Origin of the sequence: Marmoricola sp. OAE513, assembly GCF_040546585.1 — a bacterium.
Taxonomy (GTDB): domain Bacteria; phylum Actinomycetota; class Actinomycetes; order Propionibacteriales; family Nocardioidaceae; genus Marmoricola.
The window spans coordinates 810,745-828,891 of the sequence record NZ_JBEPOC010000001.1 but is presented as its reverse complement, the minus strand read 5'-3'; the positions used below and the strand labels follow the sequence as shown (position 1 = coordinate 828,891).

19 protein-coding genes are annotated in these 18,147 nt (G+C 69.7%); 11 read left to right on the top strand and 8 right to left on the bottom strand.

Going from position 1 to position 18,147, the window contains the following annotated elements:
- The first annotated feature begins 29 nt into the window (after nucleotides 1-29).
- Complete coding sequence (locus ABIE44_RS04040; protein WP_209721776.1) at nucleotides 30-596, top strand: TetR/AcrR family transcriptional regulator; 567 nt, start codon at nucleotides 30-32, stop codon at nucleotides 594-596.
- On the opposite strand, the gene ABIE44_RS04035 is transcribed toward ABIE44_RS04040, so the two are convergent.
- The gene (locus ABIE44_RS04035; protein WP_209721779.1) at nucleotides 593-2,338 is read right to left on the bottom strand and encodes a glycosyltransferase family 2 protein; all 1,746 of its coding nucleotides are present in this window, start codon (nucleotides 2,336-2,338) and stop codon (nucleotides 593-595) included. The two genes, ABIE44_RS04040 and ABIE44_RS04035, sit on opposite strands and share 4 nt — an antisense overlap.
- Before the next feature lie 158 nt (nucleotides 2,339-2,496).
- Here ABIE44_RS04035 and ABIE44_RS04030 point away from each other — a divergent pair, with 158 nt between their 5' ends.
- Both ABIE44_RS04030 and ABIE44_RS04025 read left to right on the top strand, forming a co-directional pair.
- A complete protein-coding gene (locus ABIE44_RS04030; RefSeq protein WP_209721783.1) occupies nucleotides 2,497-3,318 on the top strand; it encodes a glycoside hydrolase family 16 protein in 822 nt (273 codons plus the stop codon).
- A 35-nt stretch (nucleotides 3,319-3,353) separates the two neighbouring features.
- Nucleotides 3,354-4,217: a glycoside hydrolase family 16 protein gene (locus ABIE44_RS04025; RefSeq protein ID WP_209721786.1), complete on the top strand. Its 864-nt coding sequence runs from the start codon at nucleotides 3,354-3,356 to the stop codon at nucleotides 4,215-4,217.
- Here ABIE44_RS04025 and ABIE44_RS04020 read toward each other — a convergent pair.
- The 3 genes from ABIE44_RS04020 to ABIE44_RS04010 all read right to left on the bottom strand — a co-directional run bounded on the left by ABIE44_RS04020 (nucleotide 4,205) and on the right by ABIE44_RS04010 (nucleotide 8,303).
- A complete protein-coding gene (locus tag ABIE44_RS04020) occupies nucleotides 4,205-5,422 on the bottom strand; it encodes an HNH endonuclease (protein WP_209721788.1) in 1,218 nt (405 codons plus the stop codon). The genes ABIE44_RS04025 and ABIE44_RS04020 overlap by 13 nt on opposite strands.
- 71 nt (nucleotides 5,423-5,493) lie before the next feature.
- Nucleotides 5,494-6,987 (bottom strand): CoA-acylating methylmalonate-semialdehyde dehydrogenase, encoded by a 1,494-nt coding sequence (locus tag ABIE44_RS04015; RefSeq protein ID WP_209721791.1) that lies wholly within the window; start codon nucleotides 6,985-6,987, stop codon nucleotides 5,494-5,496.
- Entirely contained in the window at nucleotides 6,984-8,303 is a 1,320-nt protein-coding gene (locus ABIE44_RS04010; protein WP_209721794.1) for an aspartate aminotransferase family protein, read from the bottom strand. Before ABIE44_RS04010 ends, ABIE44_RS04015 begins: the two co-directional genes overlap by 4 nt.
- A 168-nt stretch (nucleotides 8,304-8,471) precedes the next feature.
- On the opposite strand from ABIE44_RS04010, the gene npdG reads away from it, so the two are divergent.
- Nucleotides 8,472-9,164, top strand: a complete 693-nt coding sequence (gene npdG, locus ABIE44_RS04005; protein ID WP_354437831.1) for an NADPH-dependent F420 reductase — start codon at nucleotides 8,472-8,474, stop codon at nucleotides 9,162-9,164.
- A 14-nt stretch (nucleotides 9,165-9,178) separates the two neighbouring features.
- Here npdG and ABIE44_RS04000 read toward each other — a convergent pair whose 3' ends face one another.
- Nucleotides 9,179-9,982, bottom strand: a complete 804-nt coding sequence (locus ABIE44_RS04000) for an acyl-CoA thioesterase (RefSeq protein WP_354437830.1) — start codon at nucleotides 9,980-9,982, stop codon at nucleotides 9,179-9,181.
- A 34-nt stretch (nucleotides 9,983-10,016) separates the two neighbouring features.
- Between ABIE44_RS04000 and ABIE44_RS03995 the strand changes: the two genes are divergently transcribed.
- Together ABIE44_RS03995 and ABIE44_RS03990 are read left to right on the top strand one after the other, a co-directional pair.
- Nucleotides 10,017-10,799: an enoyl-CoA hydratase/isomerase family protein gene (locus ABIE44_RS03995; RefSeq protein WP_209721800.1), complete on the top strand. Its 783-nt coding sequence runs from the start codon at nucleotides 10,017-10,019 to the stop codon at nucleotides 10,797-10,799.
- The gene (locus tag ABIE44_RS03990; protein ID WP_209721804.1) at nucleotides 10,796-11,173 is read left to right on the top strand and encodes a hypothetical protein; all 378 of its coding nucleotides are present in this window, start codon (nucleotides 10,796-10,798) and stop codon (nucleotides 11,171-11,173) included. Before ABIE44_RS03995 ends, ABIE44_RS03990 begins: the two co-directional genes overlap by 4 nt.
- 101 nt (nucleotides 11,174-11,274) lie before the next feature.
- On the opposite strand, the gene ABIE44_RS03985 is transcribed toward ABIE44_RS03990, so the two are convergent.
- Nucleotides 11,275-11,706 carry an SRPBCC family protein gene (locus ABIE44_RS03985; RefSeq protein WP_209721807.1) on the bottom strand — a complete coding sequence of 144 codons (432 nt, stop codon included), beginning with the start codon at nucleotides 11,704-11,706 and terminating at the stop codon, nucleotides 11,275-11,277.
- Nucleotides 11,707-11,737: 31 nt separating this feature from the next.
- Nucleotides 11,738-12,304 carry a TetR/AcrR family transcriptional regulator gene (locus ABIE44_RS03980; RefSeq protein WP_209721810.1) on the bottom strand — a complete coding sequence of 189 codons (567 nt, stop codon included), beginning with the start codon at nucleotides 12,302-12,304 and terminating at the stop codon, nucleotides 11,738-11,740.
- Nucleotides 12,305-12,358: 54 nt separating this feature from the next.
- Between ABIE44_RS03980 and ABIE44_RS03975 the strand changes: the two genes are divergently transcribed.
- From ABIE44_RS03975 to ABIE44_RS03955, 5 genes are read left to right on the top strand one after another with little or no spacing between them, the layout of a single operon-like run.
- On the top strand, nucleotides 12,359-13,942 hold the full coding sequence (locus ABIE44_RS03975) for an MDR family MFS transporter (RefSeq protein WP_209721813.1): 1,584 nt from the start codon (nucleotides 12,359-12,361) through the stop codon (nucleotides 13,940-13,942).
- A 31-nt stretch (nucleotides 13,943-13,973) separates the two neighbouring features.
- Complete coding sequence (locus tag ABIE44_RS03970; RefSeq protein ID WP_209721818.1) at nucleotides 13,974-14,264, top strand: metal-sensitive transcriptional regulator; 291 nt, start codon at nucleotides 13,974-13,976, stop codon at nucleotides 14,262-14,264.
- Nucleotides 14,261-14,464 carry a heavy-metal-associated domain-containing protein gene (locus tag ABIE44_RS03965; RefSeq protein ID WP_209721821.1) on the top strand — a complete coding sequence of 68 codons (204 nt, stop codon included), beginning with the start codon at nucleotides 14,261-14,263 and terminating at the stop codon, nucleotides 14,462-14,464. The genes ABIE44_RS03970 and ABIE44_RS03965 overlap by 4 nt, the downstream gene beginning before the upstream one ends.
- Nucleotides 14,461-15,276, top strand: coding sequence for a DUF8832 domain-containing protein (locus ABIE44_RS03960; protein WP_209721823.1), 816 nt, complete (start codon nucleotides 14,461-14,463; stop codon nucleotides 15,274-15,276). Before ABIE44_RS03965 ends, ABIE44_RS03960 begins: the two co-directional genes overlap by 4 nt.
- The gene (locus tag ABIE44_RS03955; protein WP_209721826.1) at nucleotides 15,263-17,380 is read left to right on the top strand and encodes a heavy metal translocating P-type ATPase; all 2,118 of its coding nucleotides are present in this window, start codon (nucleotides 15,263-15,265) and stop codon (nucleotides 17,378-17,380) included. The genes ABIE44_RS03960 and ABIE44_RS03955 overlap by 14 nt, the downstream gene beginning before the upstream one ends.
- Nucleotides 17,381-17,387: 7 nt before the next feature.
- Here the strand turns inward: ABIE44_RS03955 and ABIE44_RS03950 are convergent, their stop codons facing one another.
- Complete coding sequence (locus ABIE44_RS03950; protein WP_354437829.1) at nucleotides 17,388-18,122, bottom strand: PaaX domain-containing protein, C- domain protein; 735 nt, start codon at nucleotides 18,120-18,122, stop codon at nucleotides 17,388-17,390.
- Nucleotides 18,123-18,147 lie beyond the last annotated feature (25 nt).

The following is an 18,147-nucleotide window of genomic DNA, read 5'->3' as shown; positions in this document are numbered from 1 at the left end:
CTGGTACTCCCCCTGGTACCGTACCTGTCATGGCAGCCGATGAGCGTGGCGACGAGGTCCTCGAGTCGCTGATCGACCTCTACCTGGCCGAGGGCTTCCTCGCCTTCGGCATGGGCGAGCTCGCCGCCCGGCTGCGGTGCTCGCGCTCGACGCTCTACCTGGTCGCCTCCAGCAAGGAGCAGATCATCCGCACCGCCGTACGCCGGTACTTCCGACGCGCGGCCGAGCGGATCGAGGCGCGGGTGCAGGCCGAGCCCGACACGGGCCAGCGGCTCCAGGTCTACCTGGCCGGGGTCTCCGACGAGCTCGCGCCCGCCTCCGAGCGGTTCCACGCCGACCTCGCCGCGTACCCGCCGGCCCGGGAGCTCTACGAGGACAACACCCGCCGCGCCGCCCAGCGGGTGCAGGACATCGTCGCGGCCGGCGTCGCCGACGGACGGTTGCGGCCGGTCAACGCCCGCTTCGTGGGTGCCGCGGTGGCCGAGGTGATGACCGCGATCCAGGCCGGTCGGATCGAGGCCGCCGCCGGCATCGACGACGCTGCGGCGTACCGGTCGCTCGCGGAGCTGGTGCAGCGGGCGGTCGAGTCCGACTAGCGCAGCAGGAACGCGTCCAGGTCGATGGCGCCGGCGGCGTACAGGCCCAGGGAGACCAGCAGCACCGTGCGCGCGGCGACGTCCGACCACGGCAACCTGCTGGCCGCCACCGACTCCTCGACGCGGTCGAGGTCGCGGCCGCGGCTCCGCTTGCCCGGTCCGCTGCCGGTCAGCATGCGCACGAAGCCGACCACCAGCGGGATCGCGTAGTAGGAGTAGAGCGCCATGAACACGACCAGGACGCTGTACCGCTCGAACCCGTAGCGGTGCACGTCGAGGGCGAACGCGGTCCACGACGCGATCACCGACGTACTGATGGCCACGACGGCGAGACGGCCGACCTGGGTCGCGATAGGGCCGACGGCTGACCCGGCCCCGGTCGGCACCCAGGCTGCGGATCGACGTCGTACGGCGTGGATCAGTGCGACCAGGTGCGCGAAGCTGTACGCCAGCTGCACTCGGACGACGTCCGGGCGCCAGCGCGTCGTCATCAGGCGCGGCATCACGACCATCTGGACGAAGAGCGCGGGCAGGAAAGGGAGCAGGTGCTTCGGCTGGATGTCCTCGGCGTAGAACGCCAGCATCACCAGACCCGGGATCGGGAGCACCACGGCGTTGACCGCGGTCGAGAGGTAGTACATGAACCCCGACCAGAAGCAGAGCCGCTGGCGGTACGGGACGTCGTAGTGCCGCTTCAAGCCCTTGGCCAGCAGCGACAGCGAGCCGGTGCACCAGCGGTACTGCTGGTTGACGAACGAGGCCAGGTCGTCGGGGCACAGTCCCTGGGAGAGCACCGCCGGCACGTACTGCAGCCGACTTCCGGCATCGACCACGGCGACACCGGTGTGCACGTCCTCGCTGTGCTCGATCTGCACGAAACCACCAGCCGCCTCCAGCGCCGTACGCCGGTAGATCGCACAGGTGCCGACGCAGATGGCAGCTCCGAGCGCGTCCCGGGACGTCTGGATCCAGCGGTAGAACATCTCCTGGGTCGATCCTGCCCCGCGCTCGAGCCAGCCCATCGTCGCCGTGGTGGCGAAGTACTGCGGGCTCTGGACGATGCCGACCTCGGCGTCGTCGAAGTACGGCACCAGCTGCAGCAGGTAGTCCTCGCGCGGACAGAAGTCGGCGTCGAAGATCGCGACCAGGTCGGCGTCGCTGTGCTCGAAGGCGTACTTGAGGTTGCCGGCCTTCTTCATCTCGCCCCGGTTCGGGCGGGACAGGTACTCGAAGCCGAACGAGGCGGCCGCCTCGGCGACCCTGCTCGACCCGCTGTCGTCGAGCACCCAGACGCGCAGGCCGGGACCCCACTGCAGCCGGCTGACGTGGCGGTAGGTGTTGCGCAGGACCTCCAACGGCTCGCCGCAGCAGGGGAGGAAGACGTCGACGCTCGGGAACGCCCCGTCGACGTAGCGGTCGTCGAGCCACTCGCTCCACTGCAGCTCGTGGGTCTCAGCCGTGATCGTTCCGCGGCGCAGCGCGGTGAAGGCGGTGAGGAGGAGGCCGGTCAGGTTCATCACCACGACCACGAGGAACGGCCACAGCCACGGGGACCGCAACGAGAAGATGCCGATGCACACCACGGCGGGCAGGTAGCCGACCAGGCTCGCGACCTGGACCCAGCGGCCGCCGGAGCTCAGGTAGCGGTCGACGGAGCTGCGAGCAGGAGCCGTGTGGAGCGACGGGACCTGCGGAAGCGGGTCGAGGACGTCGATTTCGGTGCTACGTTGCAGCGCCGTCATCCTGTCCCCTCCCTCCCTTGTCCCGATGCGTGGTGGGTCTCCCGCGCACCGAGGTTATCGGCACTCGGGCGTTCAGCCGGAAGGAACCGACAATCAGCACCAGGAGCAAAACGCCCGTTCGACTGCGAATCGGTCGGTACCTGACATTCCTCGCGGCCGTGGTCGTCCTGGCCGTCACGGTGGTCCTCGTCGTGGTGCCCGACCGGGTCATCCGGGACACCGTCGCCGGTGACCGCAGACCCATCTGGTCCGACGACTTCTCGGGCTCGGCCGGCGCGTCGCCGGACGCAGGACGCTGGCGGCACGCGGAGGGTGGCGACGGCTGGGGCAACGACGAAACCCAGTGCTACACCTCCGACGACGACAACGCCCAGCTGGACGGGGACGGCCACCTGGTCATCACCGCCCTGCGCGCTCCCGGGGCCGGTCACCGGTGCGTCGACGGCAACCTCAACCCGTTCACGTCGGCGCGGTTGGACACCCAGGACCGGTTCGAGTTCACCTACGGCCGCGTCGAGATCCGCGCCAAAGTTCCGAGCGGGATCGGCGTCTGGCCGGCGTTCTGGGCGCTCGGCTCCGACGACGAGGGCAAGAAATGGCCGGCCTCCGGCGAGTTCGACGTCCTGGAGTACGTCGGTCGACTGCCGCGCCGGGTGCTCGCGGCAGCGCACGCGGCGACGGCGGACGGCAAGCACGTCCCGCTGAGCAAGGAGACCCGGGCGACCGTCGACATCGACGAGGACTGGCACACGTACGGCGTCAGGTGGACCCGCGGTGCGCTCGTCTACACCTTCGACGGCGAGGAGTTCGCGACCTTCACGCGGGCCGAGGTCGAGGAGGCCGGGGGAGTCTGGCCGTTCGGACACGACTTCTACCTGGTCCTCAACCTGGCGATGGGTGGCGGCTACCCCGGTCCCGTCGCCCCCGACATCGAGAAGCAGGAGTTCGTCATCGACTGGGTGCGGATCTACCGGGTCTGAGAGACTCGTGGTTCTCTGAATTGCGAGGAATGCTGATGATTCGTGGTCGCCACGCGCAGGTTGCTGGGCTTGCCGTCGCGCTGCTCGCCGTCCTGGTGTCCGGCCTCTTCTCGTTCGGCGGAGCGTCGAACGCAGCCAGCGCGCTTCCCGACAAGAAGCCGAAGCCGATCTGGCGCGACGAGTTCAGCGGCAAGGCGGGGAGCGCTCCCTCGTCGAGGACCTGGACCGCGCAGGTCGGCGGCAACGGCTGGGGCAACGGCGAGGTGCAGTGCTACACCAACAGCCGCACCAACAGCCACCTCAACGGCAAGGGCGTCCTGGTGATCTCGGCGCGGCGCCAGCCGGGGCACACCTGCGCGAACGGAACGACGAACGACTACACGTCCGCCCGGCTGGTGACGCTGGGCAAGATGCACCGCAAGTACGGCCGGATCCTGATCCGGGCGAAGGTGCCCGCCGGCAACGGCGTGTGGCCGGCGTTCTGGGCGATCGGCGCGGACGAACCGAAGGTCAAGTGGCCGCGGTCGGGCGAGTTCGACGTGCTCGAGGCGCTGGGTCGGAAGCCGAAGATGCTCAAGACGACGCTGCACGGGGTCGACGCGCAGGGCAACCACCGCTCCGTCACGAAGGAAGGCGTCGCGAAGAAGAAGCTCAGCAAGGGATGGCACGTCTACGGCCTGACCTGGACCAGGAAGTCCTTCACCGCGACGTACGACGGCAAGGTCTACGCCAAGATCACCAAGAAACAGGTCCGTCGTACGGGGATGCTCTGGTCCTTCGACAAACCGTTCTACTTCGTGCTCAACCTCGCGATCGGCGGCGGCTACGCCGGTCCCGTCGCGGCTGGGACGACGCGCAAGGACTTCCTGATCGACTGGATCCGCGTCTACAAGCGCTGACCGGCGCGGGACACCGATCGATAGCTGTGACCGGTCGGCGTGATCGTGGTGACGGTGTGACGGCGTCCTGGCCCGGCGCGCTCGGGAACGCTCCGCCAGCCGGGTGACTCCTTGGTCTGGTTGCAGTCCTCGCAGAGCCCCTGGCCGTTGAGGTCGCTGGTGGGTCCGTCGTTCGCGCGCGGCTCGACGTGGTCGAAGTGCTTGATCCTGGCGCCGCAGTAGGCGTTGCGGCACCACTGGTCGCGAAGCTCGAGGAACTCCGCCAGCGAGCGTGGGAACAGGCGGGCGTGGGAGTCCATGGCGATCAGCTCGCCGCTGCCGGGCTGCTGGAAGAGCCGCTTGAGCCAGACCTTGTTGCCTGCCTCGAGGCTCTCGGCCACGAGCAGACGCGCGAGCTCGGCGGGGATCGGACCGTGCAGCCCCAGGTCGGCGGGCGCATCGCTGCCGCCGAGGAGGGTCTCGGCCGGCATGGTCAGCCGCAGACCGACCGGCTGCCCGGTGACGGTGCCGGTGGCGCGGCGTACGAGCTCGTCGGCCATCGCCTGACCCTGGTTGGTCGCCTCGCCGGTCCCGATCGCGGTGGCTGCTGCCTGGCGGAGCGCGGCGAACGCGGCCACGCCCTGGGCCACCGGGAGCAGTGCGGTCAGGTAGACCATGGTGTCGGGCGCGGGGCGGATCGTGACCCGGCGCCCGGACTCCGCCCGCCGTCGGCGGCGCGCGACCGAGGCCGCGTCGCGCCGGGCTGCCTCACGGATGACGAAGCTGGTGATCTCCCGGTCTCCGCGACGGGAGAGTGCGACCCCGTCGGCGGCGATCTGCTCGTCGATGGCCTGCCGGTCCTCCAGGGTCAGGCAGGCGGTCTCGCGGGCGATCAGGGTCGCTCGCCACTCGCTGATCAGGCCGGTGTCGAAAGCGGCCCGGGTGTGCGGGAGCTCGTGGAGCACCCGGGCCAGCGCCAGCACCTGACGACCGCGGTGCGGGGAGATCCGACGGGCCAGCGCGATCTCCGCGTGAGCGCCGGAGTCGCGCTGCTCGTCGAGCACGAGGGCGAGGCGCGCCTGACGGGCCTCGGCTGCGCACTTGATCTCCTCGAGGGCGCGGATCTCGTCGATCACCGCTGTGGCGTCCCGGGGCAGGGGAGTCGTCGCGACAGCGTCGAGGAACTCCCGGGTGGGGAGCTGGGCGGCCTCGAATCGTTCGAACATGTGTTCGATTTTAGAACGCCGAAAGTCCTCCGCAACGCCCCAGACCGAGAATGTGGATAACCCGCGCGAGCTCAGTCGTGCTGCGGGAAGCCCAGGTTGAGCCCGCCGTGGCTCGGGTCCAACCAGCGCGCCGTCACCGCCTTCTCGCGGGTGAAGAAGTCCACACCGTGCGGGCCGTAGGCCTTCGCGTCACCGAACAGCGAGTCCTTCCAACCGCCGAACGAGTGGTAGGCCACCGGAACCGGGATCGGCACGTTGATGCCGATCATCCCGGCGTCGACCTCGCGCTGGAACCGCCGCGCGGCACCGCCGTCGTTGGTGAAGATGGCGCTGCCGTTGCCGTAGGGCCCGGCGTTGATGATCTCGACGCCCTCGGCGTACCCGGAGACCCGCACGATCGAGAGCACCGGTCCGAAGATCTCGTCCGTGTACGCCGCCGAGGTCGTCGGCAGGTGGTCCAGGAGCGTCGGTCCGAGCCAGAAGCCGTCCGCCTCACCGTCGACGTCGGTGCCGCGGCCGTCGACGACCACCGCCGCTCCGTCGTCGGCCGCGGTGTCGATGTAGGACGCCACCTTGTCGCGGTGCTCGCGGGTGATGAGGGGTCCCATGTCGCAGGAGCGCCGGCCGTCACCGATCTTCAGGGTGGACATCCGCGAGGTGATCTTCTGGACCAGGCTGTCCGCGATCGCGTCGGTGGCGAGCACGACGCTGATCGCCATGCAGCGTTCCCCGGCCGAGCCGAAGCCGGCGTTCACCGCCGAGTCGGCGACCAGGTCGAGGTCCGCGTCGGGCAGCACCAGCATGTGGTTCTTGGCCCCGCCGAGGGCCTGGACCCGCTTGCCGTGCCGGGTGCCCGTCTCGTAGATGTAGCGGGCGATCGGCGTCGAGCCGACGAAGGAGACCGAGGCGATGTCGGGGTGCTCCAGGATGGCGTCGACCGCCTCCTTGTCGCCGTGCACGACGTTGAAGACGCCCGCGGGCAGGCCGGCCTCGGCGAGCAGGGCCGCCATCCAGTTCGCCGCCGAGGGGTCCTTCTCGCTCGGCTTGAGGATCACCGTGTTGCCGGTCGCGATCGCGATCGGGAAGAACCACATCGGGACCATGGCCGGGAAGTTGAACGGGGTGATCACGCCGACCACGCCGAGCGGCTGCTTGAGCGAGTAGACGTCGACGTCGCTGGAGACCTGCTCGCTCATCGCACCCTTGAGGACGTGCGGCAGCGAGCAGGCGAACTCGACGACCTCCTGACCGCGGGCGATCTCGCCCGCGGCGTCCGAGAGCACCTTGCCGTGCTCGGAGGTCAGGATCTCGGCCAGCTCGCCGCTGCGCTGGTTGAGCAGCTCGCGGAAGTTGAACATCACCTGCTGACGTCTGGCGATCGAGGCCTGGCTCCACTCCGTGAACGCCTTGGACGCGACCGCGACGGCTGCGTCGACGTCGGCGCTCGAGGCGAGCCGCACCTGCTTGGTCACGACGCCCCGGGCCGGGTCGAACACGTCGCCGGTGCGGCTCGAGGTGCCGGCGCTCGGGGCGCCGTCGATCCAGTGGTCCAGGACGTCGGTCATGCGATTCCTCCGGTGGTGAACAGGGTGAGTACTTCGTCGTACGCGTCGATCGCCTCGGCGACCTCGTCGGGCGTCACGGTGCAGGGCGGGACGACGTGGATGCGGTTCTCCACGGTGAACGGCAGCAGGCCGCGGGCGAGCAGCTCCATCTTGACCTGACCGACGAGAGCCGCGGCGAGCGGCTCGCGGGTCTCGCGGTCGGCGACGAGCTCGATCGCCCAGAACACGCCCGTGCCCCGGACCTCGCCGACGACGTCGTGCTTGGCGGCCAGCTTCTCGAGGGCGGGCGCGAGGTGCTCGCGCCCGACGGTGGCGGCGTTCCCGACGACGTCCTCCTCGGCCATCGCGTCCAGCGTCGCGACGATCGAGGCCATCGCGAGCGGGTGGCCGGAGTAGGTGAGGCCGCCGGGGAAGACGGTGTCGTCGAAGTCGGCCGCCACGTGGTCGCTGATGATCACGCCACCGGTCGGCACGTAGCCGGAGTTCACGCCCTTGGCGAAGGTGATCAGGTCGGGCACGACGTCGTAGGCGTCGAAGGCGAACCACTCGCCGGTGCGGCCGAACCCGGCCATCACCTCGTCGAGGATCAGCACGATGCCGTGCTTGCTCGCGAGCTCGCGCACCCCGGCCAGGTAGCCCGGGGGCGGGAGGAGCACGCCGGCCGTGCCCGGGATGGTCTCGAGCAGGATGGCCGCGACCGTCGAGGGGCCCTCCGCCTCGATCACCCGGCGCAGGTGCTGCAGTGCGCGCTCGGACTCCTGCTCGGGCGAGGTGGCCCAGAACTCCGACCGGTACAGGTAGGGGCCGAAGAAGTGCACGTGGCCGCGCGCGAACTCGTTGGGCATCCGACGCCAGTCGCCGGTCGAGACGATCGCTGCGCCGGTGTTGCCGTGGTAGGAGCGGTACGTCGAGAGCACCTTGTCGCGACCGGTGTGCAGTCGTGCCATCCGGATCGCGTTCTCGTTGGCGTCCGCGCCGCCGTTGGTGAAGAACACCTTGCGCAGGCCGTCGGGCGCTCGGTCGGTGATCCGCTTCGCCGCCTCACCGCGCGCGAGGTTCGCCGTCGCCGGGGCGATCGTTGCCAGGGTCGCCGCCTGTTCCTGGATCGCCGCGACGACCTTGGGGTGCTGGTGGCCGATGTTCAGGTTGACCAGCTGACTGGAGAAGTCGAGGTAGCGGTTGCCGGCGTGGTCCCAGACCCGGCAGCCCTCACCGCCGGCGATGACGAACGGCTGGAGCGTCCCCTGCGCCGACCAGGAGTGGAAGACGTGGGCGCGGTCGAGGTCGGCCGCGCGGGCGTCCAGGTCGTCGGTCATGCCCGGGCCTCCTCGTTGGTGTGTTGGCGGTGGATATCGTTGCGCCGGAGAGATTCTGCAACGATATTCGCGCTCGCGATGCCCATCATGCCACCGTATCGGCGGCACCCGTCACCCCAGTGTCACCCGCGCAGCCGTGTCCGCGCCAGGGGTCGTAATCTTGCGCTCGTGACCACAGATGCGACCGCCCCGGCGGCACCCGACCTGACCGGCAAGACCATCGCTGTGCTGGGTGGAACGGGCCCGCAGGGTCGGGGTCTCGCGCGACGCTTCGCCCAGGCGGGCCTGACCGTCGTCCTCGGCAGCCGTACGGCGGAGAAGGGCGCGGCTGCGGCGGCCGAGCTGTCCGAGGCGATCGGCGTGCCGGTCTCCGGGTCCGACAACCGCGGCGCGTCCGAGGCCGGGGACATCGTCCTGGTCGTCGTCCCGTGGGACGGTCACGGTGAGCTGCTCGCCGAGCTCAAGCCGGCTCTGGACGGCAAGATCGTCGTCGACTGCGTGAACCCGCTGGGCTTCGACAAGCAGGGCGCCTACGCCCTGCCGGTCGCCGAGGGTTCCGCCACCCAGCAGGCTGCTGCGATCCTGACGGACTCGATCGTCGTCGGCGCCTTCCACAACGTCTCCGCCGTGCTGCTCGAGGACCCGGAGGTCACCGACCTCGGCACCGACGTCCTGGTGCTGGGTGACGAGCGCGAGGCGACCGACCTCGTCCAGGCGCTGGCCGACACCATCCCCGGGGTCCGCGGCGTGTACGGCGGTCGCCGGCGCAACGCGCACCAGGTGGAGGCGCTGACCGCGAACCTGATCAGCATGAACCGTCGTTACAAGGCGCACGCGGGCGTGCGCGTCACCGACGTCTGATCACCGACGTCTGATCAACCGAGCACGTCCGGCTTGAACCGCCGGTAGAGCGCTTCCTGCGCGACGCTGGCGACCATCAACCCGTCCTGGTCGAACAACGACCCGGTGTACATACCGCGGTTGCCGGCGATCGCGCGCGCCGTGTAGTCGGAGAAGATCCAGTCCTCCAGGCGGGCCGGGTGGTGGAACCACACCGCGTGGTCGAGGCTCGCGGCCGGGATGAAGCCGTCTGTCTTGAACGAGTGCATGTCCGCGGAGACGTCGGACAGGTAGGTCAGGGCAGCCGCGTTGAGCAGGATGTCGTCGCCGAGCTCGGTGGTGAACCGCGACCAGAACCGTGACGGCCAGGCGGTGATGCCGTCCTCGGGCGGGATCCGGACGTCCATCGAGAACATCCGCGGCACCACCCAGCTGACGCCGTCCTCGGGAGGCGTCACCTCGGGCAGCTGTGGTGCCTGGCGGTCCATCTCGTCGCCCGGGATGGCGAACGAGGTGGACGCCGAGAAGATCACCTGGCCGCGCTGGATCGCGACGACGCGGCGGGCCGAGAACGACGAGCCGTCCCGGTCCCGGTCGACCTTGAACATCGTCGGGCGCGAGGCGTCCCCGCGGCGCAGGAAGTAGCCGTGCAGCGAGTGCGGCAACCGGTCGCGGTCGACGGTGAGTCCGGCGGCGAGCAGCGCCTGGGCTGCCACCTGGCCGCCGTACAGGGGCCACTCCTCGTCGAAGACGTAGTTCGCCCGGTAGGTGTCCTCCTCGATCTGCTCGAGCTCGAGGATGTCGCGCAGGTCTCCGGTCTCGGCGGCGTGCTCACTCACCCGGCGTACGTTAGCGCCGTCGTAGGCTCCGCCCATGAGCACCCACGTCTCCTACGCCCACGCCGACGGCGTCTCGACGATCACGCTGGTCGACGGTGATCGCGGCAACGCGATCAACGCCGTACTGGTCGACGAGCTGCACGACGCCGTACGCCGCGCTGCTGCCGACTCCGCCCGGGTGATCGTGCTGGGCTCGACCGGACGGTTCTTCAGCGTCGGCGGCGACATCGGCGCGTTCGGGTCGACCGACGACCTCGCGGCGTACATCGACGACCTGGCGGAGGCGCTGCACCGCGTGGTCAGCGAGCTGGTCCGGAACCCGGCCGTCGTGATCTCGGTGGTGCACGGGCCTGCCGCCGGCGCGGGCTTCCCGCTCGCTGCCGCGGCTGACATCGTGCTCGCCGGACTGAAGGCCAAGTTCACCCTCGGCTACACGAAGATCGGCCTCTCGGTCGACGGCGGCACCAGCCTGCTGGTGAACAGCCTCGGCCTGCACCGGGTGCTGCGGCTCGCGCTGATGAACGACACCATGGACGCCGAGGAGGCGCTCGCCGTCGGCCTGGTCGCGCGGCTCTACGAGAACGACGAGCTGACCGAGGCGGCCGAGAAGCTGGCCCGCGACCTGGCGGCCGGTCCTGCCGGTGCGTTCGCCGCGACGAAGAAGCTGATCCGTGACGCGGCCGAGCCCGCGCCGGAAGCGGTGCTGCGCGCCGAGTCGCTGTCGATCCGCGAGCTGTCCGTGCAGCCGGACGGGCGCGAGGGCGTGGCGGCGTTCCTGGAGAAGCGAGCGGCTTCGTTCAACGCAGCGCACTCGTGAGCACCGAGCCGCTCGATCTGCGCGAGCTGTTCGCGACGCCGTGGTCCGGCCCGGTGACGCTCTGGCGTCCGTGGTGGTTGCGATGGCTCCCGCTCGCGGCGCCGGTGCACTTCCGCACCGCGATCGCTGACGCCCAGCTGGCCGAGACCACCGGTCTGGTCGTGACCGACACGATGACGTTCTCGAACGGGAAGGTCTCGGTGCGCACGATGACAGCGCAGCTGATCGGACCCGGGCGTTGGCGGGTCAGCGCCGAGGACATGCCCGGCGGTGCCGAGCAGACGGTCAGCGCCGACGGGTTCGCGTTTCACGCCGTTCACGATCCTCGCGCCGGTCCTCGGGCCGCTCCGGGTGCGTCTGCGGTGCACCGATGACATCGAGCTGGTCGACGGCACGATGGTCGACACGAGCGAGATGCGGTTTCTGGGCGTGCGGGTCGGTCGGATGGTCATGCGGCTGGAGCGGGAGTAGCGCGTTAGGAGTGCGGTCCGCTCGTCGTAGCGCTGACGCGAGCCACGGACTCGAGCCACTGGTCGAGTTGCTTCCTGCCATAGATCCGTTGGAGGGGCCGCAGGATCCTCGGCACCTCGACTGACATCGCGTAGGCGAGGACGCACGCCGTGCCGTCCGCCCGGAGGTGAGCCTCCTGTGACCCCCGGGCGCGACCGTTCCACTCGATTGTGGTGATGTGCCGCGCCCCGGGCTCGGCATCGGTGACCGTCAGGCGCATCGGCGGCCGACCGCGCATCGCGAGCTCGTACCCCGAGCCCACCGTGCCCGGCTGGCCCCACTCGGTGACGAGGTGGACTCGGTCGTCGATCAGCGGCTGCTGGGTCGGTGTGGCTAGAACCCACCACACGGTCGAGGCGGCGGCGGGAATCCGGATCTCGCGACTGATCGTGACCATCGACGGGAGACTAGCAATCGGGGCGAGAGCCCTAGTCCGGCATCAGCTCCGAGGCCACCAGCCGCGCGCTCGCCAGGATCTCCTCGTCCGGGGCGTCGATCCCTGCGCCGACCATGCCGGCCATGTTCACCGTCATCAGCGCCAGCCGGACGCGCAGCTGCTCGGTGACCGACGCCGTGGCAGGCGCGAGGATCTCGTAGAGCTCGCCCATGATCGTGTGCATGCCGCTGCGATCGGGACTGAGCTCGAGGACGATGCGGCGGTTCGCGACGAAGAACCGGAACGCCGTGAGCCCGTGCGCCTGCATGATCTCCGACCATCGAGCCAGGACCTCGACCCGCAGCTCGGTGGAGAACGGTTGCTCGCGCGCCCACGCGACCAGCTCGGTCGTCTGCTGCTCGATGTCGGCGAGCAGGGTGCGGACGATGTCCTCCTTGCTGTCGAAGTGGTAGTAGAGCGCCGGCTTGGTGATGCTCAGCCGCTCGGCGATCTCGCGCATCGAGGTGCCGTCGTACCCGTTCTCGGTGAACAGCTCGAGCGCGACGTCGAGGATGCGGTCGCGCGTGCGCGGTGCCTCGGGGTCGGCCGGGGTGCTCATGGCGCGGAGTTTAGCGTTTGCTTACCGATCGGTCAGGAGAGTACTTTCCGGATCGTGACCGACCAGCCCGCAGCCCCCGTCGCCCCGGCCCTGACTCCCCGCCAGATCATCACCGCAATGAGCGGCCTGATCGTCGCGATGCTGCTGGCCCAGCTCGACAACATGATCGTGGCGCCGGCGCTGCCGACGATCGTGGGCGAGCTCGGTGGCCTCAAGCACCTGTCCTGGGTCGGCACCGGCTACATCCTGGCCTCGGCGGTCGCGACCCCGATCTGGGGCAAGCTCGGCGACCTGTTCGGTCACAAGCGCACCTTCATGATCTCGATCGTGCTGTTCCTGATCGGCTCGGCGCTCTGCGGTGTCGCGCAGAACATGACCGAGCTCGTCTTCTTCCGTGCGTTCCAGGGCCTCGGTGCCGGCGGCCTTCTGGTCGGCATCATGTCAGTGCTGGGCATGCTCGTCCCGCCGCGGGAGCGCGGCAAGTACATGGGCGTGATGATGGCGGTCATGCCGGTCTCGATGATCGGTGGCCCGCTCGTCGGCGGTTGGATCACCGACCACGTCTCGTGGCGGTGGGCGTTCTACGTCAACCTGCCGCTCGGTGCCCTCGCGCTCTTCGTGATCTGGTCGACGTTGCACCTGACCACCGAGACCAAGCGGACCGAGAAAGTCGTCATCGACTGGTCCGGGATCGCGGTGCTGACGGTCTGGATCGTGTGCCTGGTGCTGGGCATCACCTGGGGCGGCACCGAGTACGCCTGGGACTCCTGGCAGATCATCACGCTGTTCGCGGTGGCCGCGGCCGGTCTGCTCAGCTTCGTGCTGATCGAGCGGAACGCCGTCGAGCCGGTCATCGGCCTGCACCTGTTCGCCAACAAGAACTTCACGCTGAGCACGGTGGTCGCGTTCGTCGCCGGGTTCACGATGTTCGGCACCATCTACTTCCTGCCGCAGTTCCAGCAGTTCGTGCAGGGCAAGTCCGCGACGAACTCCGGCCTGCTGCTGATGCCGCTGATGTTCGCCCTGATGGCGACCTCGATCGGCGGCGGTCAGGTCATCAGCCGCACCGGTCGCTACAAGGCGTTCCCGATCGTCGGCACGGTGCTGCTCGGCGTCGGTCTGTACCTGTTCTCCACGATGGACGTCGACACCACGACCTTCACCTCGGCGCTGTTCATGATCGTGATGGGCCTGGGCCTGGGCTGCCTGATGCAGACGACCAACTTGATCGCGCAGAACAGCGTGGAGATCAAGGACCTCGGCGCAGGAACCGGGACTTTCACCTTCGTGCGCACGCTCGGTGGCTCGATCGGACTGGCGATCCTCGGCAGCATCTACACCCACCAGCTGACCGGTGAGCTGACCAAGGACCTCGGCGGCAGGCTCCCGAGTGCGAGCGGGGAGTCGATCCAGAGCCTGACCCCGGAGCTCTTGAAGGAGCAACCGCCGCAGTTCATCGACGCCTTCCAGCACGCGGTCGTCGCCGGCACGCACTCGATCTTCTTCTGGGGTTCGCTCCTGGTGATCGTCGGCTTCGCCGCGTCGTGGTTCATCCGCGAGGTGCCGCTGAGGGGGAGCGTCCCACCGGCCGCTGCCGAGGAAGCGGCGTCGGCCGAGATCAGCCACCCAGCTGTTTGAGAGATACCCCTGGGGGGTATATGCTGCCTCCATGAGCGAGCACCAGCACTCCTACCTCGCCTCCGGGCGCAAGGACGACTACCTCAAGCGGCTCCGACGCATCGAGGGTCAGGCCCGCGGTCTGCAGCGGATGGTCGACGAGGAGGCGTACTGCATCGACATCCTCACGCAGGTCTCGGCGATGACGAAGGCGCTGCAAGCGGTCTCCTTGAGCCTGCTCGAGGAGCACGTCGGGCACTGCGTCGTCGGCGCTGAGGGCGCGGAGCGCGAGGTCAAGCTCAAGGAAGCCATGGATGCGATTGCGAGGTTGGTCAAGTCATGAACACATCGATCTACACCGTCACGGGTATGACCTGCGGCCACTGCGTCGCCTCGGTCACCGAGGAGATCAGCGAGCTCGCCGGCGTCACCGCGGTCGACGTGGTCCTAGAGACCGGCGCCGTGACGGTGACGTCGGATGCACCCCTCGACGACGAGGCCGTGCGGGCCGCAGTCGCCGAGGCCGGCTACGCCGTGGCATGAGTACGGCGGGCAAGGTCGCTGCGTTCGTCGCCGGACTGGCGGTGCTGTGCGGTGCGGCGTTCGGAGCGGGGACGTTGTTCGCCGACGATGAGCCGAAGTACGCGCTCAGCGTCGAGGCGGGTGAGCCGGATAGCGCCGGCGAGGTCGCGATCGAGCTCACCGTTCTCCGGGACGGCGAGGCCGTCACGAAGTTCACGACCCGGCACGAGAAGAAGTTGCACCTGATCGCGGTGCGGAAGGATTTCGGTTCCTACCGGCACCTTCACCCGACGATGAGCTCCGAAGGTGAGTGGACGGTTCGGAGCTACCTTCCCGGGGGGCGCTGGCGGCTTTATGCCGATTTCGACGAAGCCGGTGACCGTGAGGCGGCGGTCGCGCACCACGACGTGACGATTGGCGGGGACCCCGGATCGAAGCGAGAGGTCTCGACCTCGTTGAGCCAGTCGGTCAACGGATACGACATCGAGTTCGGCGGACCGGACACCTTGGTCCCGAACCAGGAGAGCGCCGTCAACTTCCTCGTGACCAAGGACGGCAAGGACGTCTCCCTGGAGCCGTATCTCGGCGCGTACGGGCACCTGGTCGCGATCCGGGAGGCGAACTTGTCCTTCCTGCACGTGCACCCGGATCCGGGAGGTGCGAATGGCGGGTCCGGCGTTCCGTTCCTGGTCAACGTGGGTGCGCCCGGGCGGTACCGCCTCTACCTCGAGTTCAAGCACGCCGGGGTCGTGCACACCGCGGCGTTCATCGTCCAGGCGAGGACCGGTGAGCAGATCGAGCAGCACGAGGACATGGACCATGGCGACCACTGAGCTCGAGCTCACCGGCATGACCTGCGCGTCCTGCGCGAACCGGATCGAGCGCAAGCTGAACAAGCTCGACGGGGTCACCGCCTCGGTCAACTACGCGACCGAGACTGCCCGCGTCGAGTTCCCCGAGACTGTCAGCACCGGTGACCTGGTCGCGGCGGTCGAGGCTGCGGGGTACGGCGCGTCCGTGCCGTCGGCGGAGCCGGTCGCCGAGGCGGGGGACGAGTCGGACCCGCTGCGCGAGCGACTGGTGATCTCGGCGCTGCTCAGCGTGCCGGTGATCCTGCTGGCGATGGTGCCCGCCTGGCAGTTCGACAACTGGCAGTGGCTCTCGCTGACGCTGGCCTCGCCGGTCGTCGTCTGGGGTGCCCTGCCGTTCCACCGGGCCGCCTGGGTCAACGCGCGGCACGGCGCGACGACCATGGACACCCTCGTCTCGGTCGGCACGCTGGCGGCGTACGGGTGGTCGCTCTACGCACTGTTCTGGGGGGATGCCGGGATGACCGGCATGAGGCACCCGTTCAGCTTCGCGATCGAACGCACCGACGGGTCCGGTGAGATCTACCTCGAGGCCGCCGTCGGGGTGACGACCTTCCTCCTGGCGGGCCGGTACGTCGAGTCCCGGTCCAAGCGCCGGGCAGGCGCCGCGCTGCGGGCGTTGCTCGACCTGGGCGCGAAGGACGTCGCGGTGCTGAGGGGCGGTGCCGAGGTGCGCGTGCCGGTCGAGGACCTCCGCGTGGGCGACGAGTTCGTCGTCCGCCCCGGGGAGAAGGTCGCAACGGACGGCGTGGTCACCTCGGGCACCTCCGCGATCGACGCCGCGCTGCTCACCGGGGAGTCCCTCCCGGTCGAGGTCGGGCCGGGTGCCGCCGTGGTCGGTGCGACCGTCAACGCGGGCGGTCGTCTCGTGGTCCGGGCGACGCGCGTGGGTGCCGACACCCAGCTCGCGCAGATGGCCAGGCTGGTGACCGAGGCGCAGCACGGCAAGGCCCAGGTGCAGCGGCTCGCGGACCGGATCTCGGGTGTCTTCGTCCCGGTGGTGATCGGTCTGGCGGTGGCGACGCTCGGTTTCTGGCTCGGTCTCGGAGAACCCACGTCCGCCGCGTTCACCGCTGCTGTCGCGGTGCTGATCATCGCCTGCCCGTGCGCCCTCGGGTTGGCCACACCGACCGCACTGATGGTCGGTACCGGCCGCGGCGCCCAGCTGGGGATCCTGATCAAGGGCCCCGAGGTTCTGGAGTCGACGCGCGAGGTCGACGTGGTCGTCCTCGACAAGACCGGCACCGTGACGACCGGCGAGATGGCCGTCCGCTCCGTCGAGGGTGGCGACGAGGTGCTGCGGCTCGCGGGCGCCGTGGAGGCGGCCTCGGAGCACCCGATCGGCCGCGCGATCGCCGCTGCGGCGGGAGTTGTTCCCGAGGTCGTCGATTTCGTGAGTACGCCGGGGGTCGGGGTGGCGGGTGTCGTTGACGGGCGCCGGGTCGAGGTGCGTCGTGCGGCAGGCCAGAGCGACGGGACCGCCGTCGACGTCGTGGCGGACGGCGTACGCATCGGCACCATCGTGGTCGCGGACGAGGTGAAGCAGACCTCGGCCCAGGCCGTCCGGGAACTCCGTGGGCTCGGGCTGCGGCCCTTCCTGCTGACCGGCGACAGCGTCGGGGCTGCTCGCGCAGTCGCGGCGCAGGTCGGCATCGACACGACCGACGTGATCGCCGAGGTGCTGCCTGCCGACAAGGTCGCGGCCGTGAAGCGGCTGCAGGGCGAGGGGCTGGTGGTCGCGATGGTCGGTGACGGGGTCAACGACGCGGCCGCCCTCGCCCAGGCCGACCTCGGCCTCGCGATGGGCACCGGGTCGGACGTCGCGATCGAGGCCAGCGACCTGACGCTGGTCCGCGGTGACCTGCGGACGGCGGCGGACGCGATCCGGTTGTCTCGTCGGACCCTCGGCATCATCCGCGGCAACTTGTTCTGGGCGTTCGCCTACAACCTCGCCGGCCTGCCGCTCGCTGCGGCCGGCCTGCTGAATCCGATGCTGGCCGGCGGAGCGATGGCGCTGTCCTCGGTGTTCGTCGTGCTCAACAGCCAGCGGCTGCGCTCGTTCCGCTGAGGAGCGGTCAGGCGCCCGGGCTGCTGACGACCAGCTGCATGCCGGACTCGATCAGCTCGCGCTGGTAGGCGGCGTACGACGCCCGGAGCTCCTCGGCGACCCAGGCGTCGGGGAGCAGCTCCGCGGGCAGGGCAGGATCCAGCCGCAGGTGCCGGACCACGGCTGCGGCGACCGTGAGGCGCTCGGATGCCGTGTTGGCGGAGGCGATGTCGTCGAGCAGGTGGCGTCCCGCCAGGTTCCACCCGTCCAGGTCCCAGAGCTGGGCGGCCAGGGCGCGCGGGTCGCCGGAGGGGGAGCTCGTGAAGGAGCGGATGAGGCCTTCGGGCCAGACCGGCAGCGTCCGGTCGAGGTTGGCCGGGCGGAGCCAGACACCTTCGCGAAGCTCGGCGAGCCGGAGGTCGGTGAGGTTGGCGCGCAGGCCGGCTCGGTCCGAGGCGCTGCGGCCGACCGAGGTGACGACGACCATCTCCCAGGTGCCGTCCCAGGACCCGGCAGGGTCGAGCGCCGCGTCCTGGCGACGCTGCCGCTCCAGCAGGCGGGCGCTGAGCCGGTAGGTGCCGTGGGTCCGCTCGAGGTCACCGTTCGCGACCATCCGGGTCAGGGCGACGCGCAGGGTCGGCTCGGCGATGTCGAAGAGCTCACCGGCGTCGATGATCGCGCTGACCGGCAGCTCCGGCGGGTGGGCGCCGAGCAGCAGGCTGAGCACCACGGAGCGGGCGCTGAGCGGGCGCTGACCAGTCAACGGCAGTCCTTACACTCTTGAAACG

Excerpts from the sequence above, each read along its gene's own strand:
- ABIE44_RS03995 (WP_209721800.1), top strand. The coding sequence starts at position 10,017 with ATGAGCACCCACGTCTCCTACGCCCACGCCGACGGCGTCTCGACGATC.
- ABIE44_RS04015 (WP_209721791.1), bottom strand. The coding sequence starts at position 6,987 with ATGACCGACGTCCTGGACCACTGGATCGACGGCGCCCCGAGCGCCGGC.
- ABIE44_RS03965 (WP_209721821.1), top strand. The coding sequence starts at position 14,261 with ATGAACACATCGATCTACACCGTCACGGGTATGACCTGCGGCCACTGC.
- ABIE44_RS04020 (WP_209721788.1), bottom strand. The coding sequence starts at position 5,422 with ATGTTCGAACGATTCGAGGCCGCCCAGCTCCCCACCCGGGAGTTCCTC.
- ABIE44_RS03970 (WP_209721818.1), top strand. The coding sequence starts at position 13,974 with ATGAGCGAGCACCAGCACTCCTACCTCGCCTCCGGGCGCAAGGACGAC.
- ABIE44_RS03980 (WP_209721810.1), bottom strand. The coding sequence starts at position 12,304 with ATGAGCACCCCGGCCGACCCCGAGGCACCGCGCACGCGCGACCGCATC.
- ABIE44_RS03960 (WP_209721823.1), top strand. The coding sequence starts at position 14,461 with ATGAGTACGGCGGGCAAGGTCGCTGCGTTCGTCGCCGGACTGGCGGTG.
- ABIE44_RS03955 (WP_209721826.1), top strand. The coding sequence starts at position 15,263 with ATGGCGACCACTGAGCTCGAGCTCACCGGCATGACCTGCGCGTCCTGC.
- ABIE44_RS04040 (WP_209721776.1), top strand. The coding sequence starts at position 30 with ATGGCAGCCGATGAGCGTGGCGACGAGGTCCTCGAGTCGCTGATCGAC.
- ABIE44_RS04010 (WP_209721794.1), bottom strand. The coding sequence starts at position 8,303 with ATGACCGACGACCTGGACGCCCGCGCGGCCGACCTCGACCGCGCCCAC.
- ABIE44_RS03985 (WP_209721807.1), bottom strand. The coding sequence starts at position 11,706 with ATGGTCACGATCAGTCGCGAGATCCGGATTCCCGCCGCCGCCTCGACC.
- ABIE44_RS04035 (WP_209721779.1), bottom strand. The coding sequence starts at position 2,338 with ATGACGGCGCTGCAACGTAGCACCGAAATCGACGTCCTCGACCCGCTT.
- ABIE44_RS04025 (WP_209721786.1), top strand. The coding sequence starts at position 3,354 with ATGATTCGTGGTCGCCACGCGCAGGTTGCTGGGCTTGCCGTCGCGCTG.